The sequence below is a fragment of the Bradyrhizobium sp. BLXBL-01 genome (assembly GCF_051853025.1).
Lineage (GTDB): Bacteria > Pseudomonadota > Alphaproteobacteria > Rhizobiales > Xanthobacteraceae > Bradyrhizobium.
Window position 1 is genome coordinate 5,459,646 of the sequence record NZ_CP182471.1, and the last position, 12,576, is coordinate 5,472,221.

Annotated in this window: 9 protein-coding genes; 4 read left to right on the forward strand and 5 right to left on the reverse strand. The window is 63.3% G+C overall.

Annotated elements, in window-relative coordinates:
- Window positions 1-372: 372 nt before the first annotated feature.
- Window positions 373-1,113 (forward strand): Crp/Fnr family transcriptional regulator, encoded by a 741-nt coding sequence (locus tag ACNJYA_RS25460; RefSeq protein ID WP_246571067.1) that lies wholly within the window; start codon window positions 373-375, stop codon window positions 1,111-1,113.
- Window positions 1,114-1,753: 640 nt separating this feature from the next.
- Window positions 1,754-3,328 carry an amidohydrolase family protein gene (locus ACNJYA_RS25465; RefSeq protein ID WP_246571069.1) on the forward strand — a complete coding sequence of 525 codons (1,575 nt, stop codon included), beginning with the start codon at window positions 1,754-1,756 and terminating at the stop codon, window positions 3,326-3,328.
- A gap of 134 nt (window positions 3,329-3,462) precedes the next feature.
- Here the strand turns inward: ACNJYA_RS25465 and ACNJYA_RS25470 are convergent, their stop codons facing one another.
- From ACNJYA_RS25470 to ACNJYA_RS25490, 5 genes are all read right to left on the reverse strand, one after another.
- Window positions 3,463-4,962, reverse strand: a complete 1,500-nt coding sequence (locus ACNJYA_RS25470; RefSeq protein ID WP_439400924.1) for a tripartite tricarboxylate transporter permease — start codon at window positions 4,960-4,962, stop codon at window positions 3,463-3,465.
- The gene (locus ACNJYA_RS25475) at window positions 4,962-5,447 is read right to left on the reverse strand and encodes a tripartite tricarboxylate transporter TctB family protein (protein WP_212256886.1); all 486 of its coding nucleotides are present in this window, start codon (window positions 5,445-5,447) and stop codon (window positions 4,962-4,964) included. Before ACNJYA_RS25475 ends, ACNJYA_RS25470 begins: the two co-directional genes overlap by 1 nt.
- Window positions 5,444-6,412 carry a Bug family tripartite tricarboxylate transporter substrate binding protein gene (locus tag ACNJYA_RS25480; RefSeq protein ID WP_172784285.1) on the reverse strand — a complete coding sequence of 323 codons (969 nt, stop codon included), beginning with the start codon at window positions 6,410-6,412 and terminating at the stop codon, window positions 5,444-5,446. The genes ACNJYA_RS25475 and ACNJYA_RS25480 overlap by 4 nt, the downstream gene beginning before the upstream one ends.
- A gap of 106 nt (window positions 6,413-6,518) precedes the next feature.
- Window positions 6,519-7,361 carry an IclR family transcriptional regulator gene (locus ACNJYA_RS25485; RefSeq protein WP_212256887.1) on the reverse strand — a complete coding sequence of 281 codons (843 nt, stop codon included), beginning with the start codon at window positions 7,359-7,361 and terminating at the stop codon, window positions 6,519-6,521.
- A gap of 197 nt (window positions 7,362-7,558) precedes the next feature.
- Window positions 7,559-9,688 (reverse strand): acetate--CoA ligase family protein, encoded by a 2,130-nt coding sequence (locus ACNJYA_RS25490; protein WP_212256888.1) that lies wholly within the window; start codon window positions 9,686-9,688, stop codon window positions 7,559-7,561.
- A gap of 349 nt (window positions 9,689-10,037) precedes the next feature.
- Between ACNJYA_RS25490 and ACNJYA_RS25495 the strand changes: the two genes are divergently transcribed.
- Complete coding sequence (locus ACNJYA_RS25495; protein ID WP_166819518.1) at window positions 10,038-10,733, forward strand: GntR family transcriptional regulator; 696 nt, start codon at window positions 10,038-10,040, stop codon at window positions 10,731-10,733.
- A 75-nt stretch (window positions 10,734-10,808) separates the two neighbouring features.
- Entirely contained in the window at window positions 10,809-12,542 is a 1,734-nt protein-coding gene (oxc, locus tag ACNJYA_RS25500) for an oxalyl-CoA decarboxylase (RefSeq protein ID WP_212256889.1), read from the forward strand.
- Window positions 12,543-12,576 lie beyond the last annotated feature (34 nt).

The window sequence follows — 12,576 nt, forward strand, 5'->3', positions numbered from 1 at the left end:
GCGGCGGCTTGGTCGCCCCTTTGCAAGCGGTGCCAGGCTTGAGCTCGAGGCTCAACGGGAACCAGCTTGCGGCGCAATCGCCCCAATTTACGCATCACTGATTGTGGCGTTTGCCACGCGCCGAAATTGGAACCCTTATGATGTTACCCATACCCATTTTGCAATTGTCTGCGCGTGGCGCCCGGATCTAGTTGAATGATCCTGCACCAGCAGAATTCGCCTGCTTGGAGTTTCATTTTTGCGATTAAGAGCTTTCGCATCTGAATTGGATTTCGAGGCCACACGCACAGGCGAATTCAAACAAAGTTTGAGGTTGTTGCCGTTTGTCGCTCGAAATGCGATGGGGCGGACCGTTCGCATCGGGCTGCAGTGATGCTTGTAAGCGAAGTTGGCAACCGGCTTCTGTCAGCACTGCCGATCGCTGATCTCGATCTTTTGGCACCCGACCTACAGATGGTAACTCTCGATCGGGAAGAGGTCGTCTCGCGGGTGGGGGATCATACCGAGCACGTCCTCTTCCCTCACAGTGGCGCCGTTTCGGTGATGGTCGACATGGCGAATGGGCAAACGGTCGCCAGCGCCGCAATAGGGCGCGAGGGGGCAGTGGGCACTCTTTCCGTGCTGGGACCGTCCCCTGCGGCCGTTACGACTATCGTTCGTGCCGCGGGGACGGCCTCGCGGATCCCCGCGGCGCGATTCCATGCCGCTTTCAGCCGGAGTCCCGCGATCCGCCACGTAGTCCAGCTTCACTTCAAGGCGGTGCTGATACAGTTTCAATTGGGCGGGGCTTGCAATGCACTGCATCCGGTCCAAGCGCGTATGGCACGCTGGCTGCTTCAACTTCACGACCGCATCAACCACGACGTCCTGCCCCTCACGCAGGACGCGCTTTCGCAGATGTTGGGTGTGCGACGAACGACGGTGACGCTCCTGATGCGCAATCTGCGCGCTTCCGGAGCGATCAGATCTGAGCGGCGAGGCGAAATCGAGATCGACTCATCGCGGCTCGCTGCGGTGGCGTGCGAATGCCACGACACCATGCGGCTCGAACTCGAGAAGATCTTCTCTACGGATACAGCGCCATCTCGCGTTTTCGATCTGCCGATCCGGTAGATGAAACGAGGCGATGCTAGCCGTTTCGGCGCGTCCGGGTAAAGCCGGCGGGCACGATGCTCGAATAGCATCGCCGGATGCGCATCCGTCTGACCGGGCTGCGGCCCGATGCGGTGAGGATCTCCCAGCCAACGTCCGTAACGGGTCAAAAGCGCTGGTTAATGACCCGCCGGCGCAGCGACTCAGGCGCTGAATTGGTCCATCTCGGATGCGCTATTCGAACACTGCGCGTTGAGGTCGGCTATGGGTCCAAAAGCAGCAGTTCGCGCAGCCACCTATGAGGATCTCCGGCAGAGAGTCGAGATGGCGCTGCTGCGGTGTTCGGCTCGGGGACATGAGCCGACGCAGTCCATTTGAGCAACTAGCCTTTCACTTCGGGTGAAATCGATCAGATGAAAGATTGATCAGATGAAAGAATGATGCGGCGTTGGGACAGCGTGACTGTCGATTCAATCGGTTGCGCGAATAGAACTTTGAGCATTGAATCAGCGCGGATATCCACAACTGTAAGTGGTTTCTCGGGTATGCCTGCCGCTCTCGCAGGACCAAGCGACGCAGGGATTCGCCTAGGCTTCGGGCGCGTAATGGCTTCATGCGTAGCTGAACCGGAGAGGTACGCCTGGTCGCTCCTGCCAACTGATTGGGAGTAGCCATACGCGTCTCATGCCCGCCTACCACGGTCGGCCAACAAACGGGGAGGAGAACAATGAGCACCTGGCTTAGTGAGCGAGAACAGCGTCTCGTCGCGGGCGCGGAGGCGGCATCGGCGGCAACGCCTATCCCGACCCAGATCGTCTCCAATGGCGAGTATCTCCCGCCCCCGCAGAGCGATAGGCAAAAGAAAGTCGAGGCACGGATCAACGAGCTCGCTGATGTTAACGGTAGGCACCTCGGCTTGAGCCGCAGGCAGTTCTTGCACACGAGCTGCGGCATGGCAGCTGCTTTCCTCGCCATGAACGACATCTACGGCAATGTTTTCCAGGTCGCGCCCGCTGAAGCCCGCGAGCCCGAACTGATGCTGGCCCGCGCGCAGAGCCTTGCCGGCCAATTCATCTTCGACGTCCAGACTCATTTCGTGCGGGACGACTTCGATCATAAGGAGCTGTTGGGCCTGGCGGACTTTGCGAGCCAGCACTGGAATCCGAAGATGAAGGAGGAAGGCGTCTCTTCGCTCGCCCGCTACAAGTTCCAAAACTACGTGAAAGAGATCTACTACGACAGCGACACAAACATGGCGCTCCTGAGCGGCGCGCCCTTCGACGACCCGAGTTGGTGGCTGCTGTCCAATGAGCAGATCGTCAAGGCGCGAGAACTGATCAACGACTTCGCCGGTTCGCGCCGCCTGCTGGCGCACAGCGTCATTACTCCCAAGCAACCCGGCTGGATGGACGAGGTGGACAAGGCAATCGAAGTCTACAAACCGGATTCCTGGAAGTCCTACACGATTGGCGATCCGCTGGCGCCCTCGAAGTTCCCATGGCGGCTCGACGACGAGCAGGTGATGTATCCGTTCTACGATAAAGCAGTGAAGGCCGGCATCAACACGCTGTGTATCCACAAGGGGTTGCTGCCGCCCGATTATGAGAAGTCGTTCGCCGGCGTCTGGGAATACGCAACGGCGTGGGACATCGGAAAAGCCGCGAAGGATTGGCCGCAGATGAACTTCGTGATCTATCACTCGGCGTTGCGGCCGTTCCTCGAACTACCTGATCACGCGTGGGCGGATTTCGAACAGACCGGCCGTATCCAGTGGGCCACCGATCTCGCGGAAGTCCCGCAGAAGTTCGGCGTCGCCAACGTCTATGCCGAGCTCGGCACGTCCTTTGCCAACTCGGCGGTCGCGCATCCGAAGTTCTGCGCCGCGCTGATCGGCACGCTGATAAAGGGGATGGGTGTTGACCACGTCATGTGGGGCACCGACTCGGTCTGGTACGGCTCACCACAGTGGCAGATCGAGGCGCTGCGCCGGCTCGAAATCCCCGAGGACATGCAGAGGAAGTACGGCTTTGCGGCGCTTGGCGACGCCAACAGCGCTACCAAGCAGCTGATCTTCGCGGGCAACGCAACCAGATTCTACAAGATCAAGCTGAAGGCGGCTGAGAATACCAGGATGCCGGCCTTTTCCGAGGACCGCCTCGCGGCGCTCAAGAACGAGTACACGCAAGCTTCGAAGCAACCGTCGAACCTGCGCTACGGCTACGTTCGCGCCGCCTAGGAACGATGCCAACGGCTTGGGCAGCTCCGCCGGCAATGGATGCGCGGCTGCCGCAATCCGACTTCGGCTCAGTGTCACCAATGCTCTCGCCGATCAGAGATTTCCGCTCGGGCTCAGGAGCCGGCATACACGCCCTAGTCCTCGTTTGCCTTGAACCGTCCCAACCCCTTCAGCACAAAGGGCGCCACCAGCGCGATCAGCGCGATGCCGAGAAGCGTTGCCGAAATCGGGCTCTGCAGCAGCGTCATGGGATCGCCGAGGCTGATCGCGAGCGCGCGGCGCAGCTGGCTCTCGGCAATCGGGCCGAGGATCAGGCCGACGACGACGGGCGCGATCGGGAAATCGAACCGGCGCATCAGGAAGCCGAGCACGCCGAAACCGGCGAGCATCGACAATTCCACCACCGACGGCTTTGCCGCGATGGTGCCCATGGTCGCGAACACGAGGATGCCGGCATAGAGCCAGGGCTGCGGGATCGCGAGCAGCCGCACCCACAGGCCGACCAGCGGCAGGTTGAGCACCAGCAGCATCATGTTGGCGATGAAGAGGCTGGCGATCAGGCCCCATACGAGGTCAGGCCGCTCGGCGAACAGCAGCGGGCCCGGGTTGAGGCCATATTGCTGGAAGCCCGCCAGCATCATCGCGGCGGTGGCCGAAGTCGGCAGGCCCAGCGTCAAGAGCGGCACCAGCGTGCCGGCTGCGGAAGCGTTGTTGGCGGCCTCGGGGCCGGCGACGCCTTCGATCGCGCCCTTGCCGAACTCTTCGGGGTGCTTCGTCAGCCGCTTCTCGGTCGAATAGGACAGGAAGGTCGGGATCTCCGCGCCGCCTGCCGGCAGCGCACCGATCGGGAAGCCGAACATGGTCCCGCGCAGCCACGGCTTCCAGGACCGCTTCCAGTCCTCCTTGGTCATCCACAGCGAGCCGCGCACCGGCTCCAGCTTCTCTTCGGTGTGGTGGCGGCGCGATGCGACATAAAGCGCCTCGCCCACCGCGAACAGGCCGACGGCAAGCGTTGTGACTTCAACGCCATCGAGCAGTTCGGGGACGCCGAATGCAAGCCGCGCCTGACCCGTCAGCTTGTCGATGCCGACGAGGCCGAGCGTCAGACCGATGAACAGGCTGGTCAGGCCGCGGATCGGGGAACCGCCGAAGGTCGCCGACACCGTGACGAAGGCGACGCACATCAGCGCGAAGTAATCCTCGGGGCCGAAGCGTACGGCGACATCGACCAGCCATGGTGCGAGGAAAGCCAGGCCAATGGTGGCGATGGTGCCGGCGACGAAGGAGCCGATTGCGGAGGTCGCGAGCGCCGGCCCGCCGCGGCCCGCCTTGGCCATCTTGTTGCCTTCAAGCGCGGTGGCCATCGAGGCACTCTCGCCGGGCGTGTTGATCAGGATCGCGGTGGTCGAGCCGCCATACATGCCGCCATAATAAATGCCGGCGAACATGATCAGCGAGCCGCCGGGGTCGAGCTTGTAGGTCACCGGCAGCAGCAGCGCGACCGTCAGTGCCGGGCCGATGCCGGGCAGCACGCCCACGGCCGTGCCGAGGAACACGCCGATCAGCGCGTAAAGCAGGTTCATCGGCTGGACGGCGACCGCCATGCCGTGAGCCAGCGCGGCAAAGGTATCCATCACAGCAGTCGCTCCAGTGGGCCGGCAGGCAGGCTCAGCGTCAACAACCGGTCGAACGCCAGGTAAATGAGGGTCGACATCACGAGGGCGATGATGGCGTCGATGAGGATGGCACGGCGTCCGAAGGCCGCCGAGGTCGTCACGAACAGCGCCGAGGTCGCCAGGATGAAGCCGCCGCCAATGCCGATGATGGCGATCAGCAGCGCAAGCCCTACGAGGATCAGAACCACAGGCACGGGATCGGCGCTCTCGCGTGCCGGCAAATTGCCGCGCAGCGCGTCGATGAAGTTGCCGATCGCAAGCAGCCCAAGGCCGCTGGCGACCACGACCGGCATCGCCTCCGGTCCCATCCCGTACATCGCCGCAGATTGCAGGCCGCGCGCGTCCCAGACCAGCACGACGGCGAGCACCGCAAGCAATACCGCGATGACGAGACCGGCACGGTCGACGCGCCGCGGCGGCTGGACGGGATCGCCTGAGGTCATGACTTGACCAAGCCGACCGATTTCAACACGTCGGTGACGCGGGCCGTTTCCTTCTTCAGGAAGTCGGCGAAGGCGTCGCCGCCGAGATAGGCGTCCTCCCAGCCCTTCTGCTTGAGGATCTCCTTCCAGGCGTCAGACTTCACCATCTTCTCGACCGCATCGCTCAAGGTCTTGCGCTGCTCCGGCGTGATGCCGGGAGGCGCGACCACCGAACGCCAATTGGCGATTACGAGGTCGATGCCCTGCTCCTTGAAGGTCGGGAGATCGCTGCCTGCGATTCGCTTCTCCGAGGTCACGCCGATCGCACGCAGCTTGCCGGACTTGATCTGCCCTTCATATTCGCTGAGGCCCGAAATGCCTGCGGTGACCTTGCCGCCGAGAATCGCCGCGAGCGACTCGCCGCCGCCGGAGAACGGGATGTAGTTGATCTTCTTGGCGTCGGCGCCGACCGCGCCGGCGAACAAGGCCGCCATCACATGGTCGACGCCGCCGGCCGAGCCGCCGGCGAAAGTGACCTTGGCGATATCGGCCTTCACCGCCGCGGCCAGATCCTGCGCATTTTTGATCGGCGAATTCGCGGGAACCACGATCACCTGGATTTCCTCGGTGAGGCGCGCGATCGGCGTCACCTGCTCCAGCGTCACCGGCGACTTGTTCATGGCGAGCGCGCCGACCATGACGAAGCCGTTGACCATCATCTGGTTGCCGTCACCCTTGGCGCCATTGACGAACTGCGCGATGCCGACACTGCCGCCTGCACCGGGAACGTTGGTGACCTGCACGCTGCGGGCGATGCCCGCAGCCACCAGCGCCTGTTGCATCGAGCGCGCGGTCTGGTCCCAGCCTCCGCCCGGAGCCGCCGGCGCCATCAGCTTGAGCTCGAGCTGCTGGGCAAAGCCCGGATTGGCTGCCGCCAGGGTGAACGCGACGGCTGCGCCGACAAGGCGCGCGGGAAATCGGAACATGGGGGCATCTCCAGGGCTCATGCGGACGTTCGCCGCATTGTGTCGTTTGGTCGCATATCAACCAAAACGGCCGATGCTGTCCAGTGACATGCCTCAGTGTTTTTGGTCAGCGGGGCGCCGGGATGACCCCACCGAGCGCAGCCGTCAGTTCGGCCGCCACTTCCCGGACGATTTGTCCGATCTCCGGCAACCGCTCGTCGGTGACCCGACTGGTCATGCCGGATACGGAGATCGCGGCAAGCGGTTCGGCCAACGCATTGTATACCACCGCCGCGACGCAGCGCAGGCCGATCTGTGCCTCCTCATCGTCGACGGCAAAGCCCTGCTTGCGGATTTTCTCGAGCTCCCTGAACAGGTCGCTCGGGCGCACGATCGACTTCTCGGTCAGGCGGGGCATGCCGTGATGGCGGATGACGGCGCCGACGTCCTCGTCTGAATAGGTTGCGAGCACCGCTTTGCCGACGCCGGAGGTCACCATGGGGACGCGGCCGCCGACCTTGGTGAGCGAGCGCATGATCTCGCGGCTTTCCATGCGGGTCAGCACGATGATGAACTCATCGTCGACCACGGCGAGATTGGCCGTCTCGCGGGTGAGATCGCGCAGCTTGCGCAAATATGGAATGGCCTGTGCGGAGAAATTGCGTCGCCGCGCAAAGCTGGCGCCAACCGTGAAGCTGCGCACGCCGACGTGCCATTTGGACTCGCCACGGTCGAACTGCACGAAACGGCGACTTTCGAGCGTTGCGAGAAGCCGGTGCACGGTGGACGCCGACAGGCCGGTGCGGATCGCGAGATCGCTGAGACGATAACCTTCGTCGTCCTCGGCCAGCGTCTCGATGATCGACAGCGCGCGGTCGACCGACTGCACGCCACCGTCGCGGCCCTCGTGATCAGCCTCCGCGGCCGATTTGGGCTCGAACGATTTGCGCCGGATCACGTTCTTGCTCATCGCGACCTGCATTTGCCAATCAGACAAGACGCGAGCCGCCTCTTCTCCCTCTCCCCGTTCTTACGGGGAGAGGGCGGGGGTGAGGGGCTATCTCCACAAAGACGGTGAGAGACAGACTCGTGGAGAGTCCCCCTCACCCGGAATTTGCTGCGCAAATTCCGACCTCTCCCCGCAAGCGGGGAGAGGCGAACGCAAGCTCAGAGCAGCCCTGCCCCGCGCGCCCACTTGTACTTGGCGCCGAGGACCTCGACCGGCAGCTCGGTCGAATAGGCGTAGGCCGGGATGCCGTTCTGGTAGAGATATTCGGCGGCTTCCTCGACCTCGACGTCGCCGGCGAGAGAGGCGACCATCGGCTTCACAAAACCCTTGGCCTCCATCTCCTTCTTCACCTCGACCATGTTGCGGGCGAACACCATCGGCGGGGTGACGATGGTGTGCCAATAGCCGAGGATCAGCGCGTGGATGCGCTCATCCGACAGCCCGAGCTTCACGGTGTTGACATAGGTGATCGGCGGCTCGCCGCCGGTGATATCCACGGGATTACCGGCAGCTCCAAACGGCGGGATGAACTTGCGGAAGGCCGCATCGAGATCCGGCGGCATCGACATCAGCGACAGGCCGTTGTCGACGCAGGAGTCCGACAGCAGCACGCCCGAACCGCCGGCACCGGTGATGATGAGCACGTTCTCGCCCTTCGGCGTCGGCAGCACCGGCACGCCGCGGGCGAATTCGAGCAGCTGGCGAAGTGAGCGGGCACGGATCACACCGGATTGCTTGAACACGTCCTCATAGATGCGGTCGTTGCCGGCGAGCGCGCCGGTGTGGGACGATGCCGCCTTCGCGCCAGCCGAGGTGCGGCCGGCCTTGAGCACCACGACAGGCTTCTTCTTGGAGACGCGCTTGGCGGCTTCCGCGAAGGCGCGGCCGTCCTTGAGGTCTTCGCAATGCTGCGCGATCAGATTGGTGTTCGGGTCCTGCTCGAAGAAGGCGAGCAGATCGTCCTCATCGATGTCGGACTTGTTGCCGAGGCCGACGATCGCGGAGACGCCCATCTTGGCCGAGCGCGAGAAGCCGATGATGGCCATGCCGATGCCGCCCGACTGCGACGACAGCGCCGCATGGCCCTTGACGTCATAGGCGGTGCAGAAGGTCGCGCAGAGATTGGCGGGCGTATAATAGAAGCCGTAGATGTTCGGCCCCATCAGGCGGATGTCGTACTTCTTGCCGACCTCGACGATCTCGGCCTGCAGCTCAGGCGCGCCGGCTTCAGCGAAGCCCGACGGGATGAGCACAGCGCCCGGGATCTTCTTCTCGCCGCATTCGGCCAGCGCGGCGGCGACGAATTTCGCCGGGATCGCGAACACCGCGACGTCGATCACGCCTGGCACGTCCTTGACGCTCTTGTAGGCCTTGTAGCCGAGGATCTCGGCGGCCTTGGGATGGATCGGATAGATCTCGCCCTTGTAGCCGCCGTTGATGAGGTTCTTCATTACGGAATTGCCGATCTTGCCGTCCTCCGCGGAGGCGCCGACCACGGCGACAGCCTTCGGCTGCATGATGCGGTTCATCGCCGCGACGATCTCTTCGGTCGGACGCGGCTTCGGCTTCGGCACATAAGCGAAGTCGACGACAATACGGACGTCGGCGGCCGTGGCCCCCTTCGCGGTTGCGAACACTGGGTTGAGGTCGAGCTCGACAATCTCGGGAAAATCGGTGACGAGCTGCGAGACCTTGACGATGACATCGGCGAGCGCGTTGCGGTTCACCGGCTCGCCGCCGCGCACACCCTTGAGGATCTCATGCGCCTGGATGCCGTCGAGCATCGAGAGCGCATCCTCCTTTGTGGCAGGCGCAAGGCGGAACGTGATGTCCTTGAGCACCTCGACGAGCACGCCGCCGAGGCCGAAGGCAACCAGCTTGCCGAACGAGCCGTCGGTGATCGAGCCGACGATGACCTCGGTGCCGCCGGCCAGCATCTGCTGGACCTGGACGCCTTCGATCTTGGCATCGGCCTTGTACTTCTTGGCGTTGCCGAGAATGGTCTCGTAGGCCTTCTCGGCCTCTTCAGCCGTCTTGAGGCCGACGATGACACCGCCGGCTTCGGTCTTATGGAGAATGTCCGGCGAGACGATCTTCATCACCACCGGGAAGCCCATGGACGAAGCCATCTTGCCGGCCTCGCCCGCCGACTTGGCCACGCCCTCCTTCGGCACCGGAATGCCGTAGGCGTCGCAGACCAGCTTGCCTTCCGGCGCCGTCAGGCTGGTGCGGTTGTCCGCCTTGACCTGGTCAAGCACCTTGCGGACGGCATCTTTGGAATTGGACATGTGGCTTCTCCCTTGACCTGAGTTCGTTCTTTTCAAAGCGCGCGCGAGTTTGCGGCTGCCCGTGATGCTTGCCATTCGCCGCGCTCTGTTCCATGCGGCGGAACGGAGTGGCATAAAGCCAAGACTACTCCGCCGGCTTGGATCAAAAATGGCTGGCGATGGCATTTGGTATGCCAGAAGCCAACTTGTCAAGCTGGTGCACGCCCCAGAACGCCGCAAAAAATAGGCAGCTTGACATTCTGGCATGTGGTATGCCAAAAACTTTCCCGTTAATATTCCTGTAAAAGACGACTCCCACTGGAGGAGATTCGTCGTGTCACTACGGAAACCAACCAAGGCGTTGCCGAACATGGCCGAGGCAGACATCGCAATCGTTCGTATTGCCCCGGAGAGCAGCTTCAAGAACAAGGCGTATGACGCCTTGAAGGAAGCCATCCTCAAGATGGACATCTATTCGACGCCCGAGCCGGTGATGCTCGACGAGCGCGCGCTGTCCGAACGTCTCGGCGTCAGTCGCACCCCGATCCGCGAAGCCATCGCGATGCTCGAGCAGGACGGTTTCGTGAAGACGGTTCCGCGCCGCGGCATCATGGTGGTGCGCCGGACCAAGAGTGAGATCGTCGACATGATCCGCGCCTGGGCGGCGCTGGAGAGCATGGCGGCGCGGCTCATCACCACCACCGCGCGGAAGAAGGACATCACGGCGCTGCGCGACTATTTCAAGGATTTCGGCAAGGACCGCCTGCCCGAGGATCACGTCGAGGAATATTCGCGCGCCAATATCGCCTTCCACCAGGCGTTGATCTCGCTGTCGGAATCGCCGGTGCTGGTCGATCTCACCAACGACCTGCTCTTGCACGTGCGCGGCTATCGCCAGCTGACCATCGGACGCAAGGACCGCACCGCGACGTCACTGCCCGAGCATCTCGGCATGATCGAAGCGTTGGAGGCGCGCGACACCGAGCTCGCCGAGAAGCGCGCCCGCGATCACACCCTCGGCCTTGCCGCTTACGTCGAAGCGCACGGCCAAGAACTGTTTACGTAACTCTTCGCTTAGCAACGTTCACCAGAAGGGCGAACAATTCGCCCCAACGACCTTGAGACCAGGGAGACAAGGCCCATGCTGAATACCGCGACCAAGTCCGAAGCACCGGGCACCGAGCAGGAACTGACGGATGGCTTCCATCTCGTCATCGACGCGCTCAAGCTGAACGGCATCAACACCATCTATAATGTGCCGGGCATCCCGATCACGGATCTGGGCCGCATGGCGCAGGCCGCCGGTATTCGCGTGATCTCCTTCCGTCACGAGCAGAACGCCGGCTACGCCGCAGGCATCGCCGGCTATCTCACCAAGAAGCCCGGCGTCTGCCTCACGGTGTCGGCGCCCGGCTTCCTCAACGGTCTCACCGCCCTCGCCCACGCCACCACCAATTGCTATCCGATGATCCTGGTCTCGGGCTCTTCCGAGCGCGAGATCGTCGACCTCCAACAGGGCGATTACGAGGAGATGGACCAGCTCGCGATCGCCAAGCCGCTGTGCAAGGCGGCCTATCGCGTGCTGCACGCCCAGGACATCGGCATCGGCTTCGCCCGCGCCATCCGCGCGGCGGTCTCGGGCCGTCCGGGCGGCGTCTATCTCGACCTGCCGGCAAAGCTGTTCGGCCAGGTGATGAACGCCGAGGCCGGCCAGAAGTCGCTGGTCAAGGTGATCGACGCGGCGCCGGCGCAGATCCCCTCGCCCGCTTCGGTCAAGCGCGCGCTCGACGTGCTCAAGGGCGCCAAGCGTCCGCTCATCATCCTCGGCAAGGGCGCGGCCTACGCGCAGGCCGACGAGGAGATCAAGAGCTTCGTCGAGAAGAGCGGCGTGCCGTTCCTGCCCATGAGCATGGCCAAGGGCCTGCTCCCCGACACCCATCCGCAATGCGCCGGCGCCGCCCGCTCGACCGTGCTGAAGGAGTCCGACGTCGTCATGCTGATCGGCGCGCGGCTGAACTGGCTGCTGTCGCACGGCAAGGGCAAGAGCTGGGGCGAAACGCCGAAGAAGTTCATCCAGGTCGACATCGAGCCGAAGGAGATGGACTCCAACGTCGAGATCGTCGCGCCCGTCGTCGGCGACATCGGCTCGGTGGTCTCCGCCTTCAACCAGGCGATGGGCTCCGGCTGGACCGCGCCGCCCACCGAATGGACCAAGGCCGTCTCAACCAAGCGCGAAGAGAACGTCGCCAAGATGGCGCCGAAGCTCATGAACAACAAATCGCCGATGGACTATCACGGCGCGCTCGGCGTCTTGAAGAACGTCATCAAGGAGTATCCCGAGGCGATCCTCGTCAACGAAGGCGCCAACACGCTCGACCTCGCCCGCGGCGTCATCGACATGTACAAGCCCCGCAAGCGTCTCGACGTCGGCACCTGGGGCGTGATGGGCATCGGCATGGGCCAGGCGATCGCGGCTGCGCTCGAGACCGGCCATCCCGTGCTCGCTGTGGAGGGCGATTCGGCGTTCGGCTTCTCCGGCATGGAGGTCGAGACCATCTGCCGCTACAACCTTCCGATCTGCGTCGTCATCTTCAACAATGACGGCATCTATCGCGGCACCGACGTCAACGGCGCCAACGACGATCCGGCGACCACCGTGTTCGTCAAGGGCGCGCGCTACGACAAGATGATGGAAGCCTTCGGCGGCGTCGGCGTGAACGCGACTTCGCCGGACGAGCTGAAGCGTGCCGTCAACGACGCCATGAAGTCCGGCAAGCCGACGCTCATCAACGCGGTGATCGATCCGGCCGCAGGCTCGGAGAGCGGCCGCATCGGCAACCTCAATCCGCAGAGCGTCCTGCAGAAGAAAAAGTAAGTCCACCCCTTCAACCCTTATTCCCTGTGGTAGC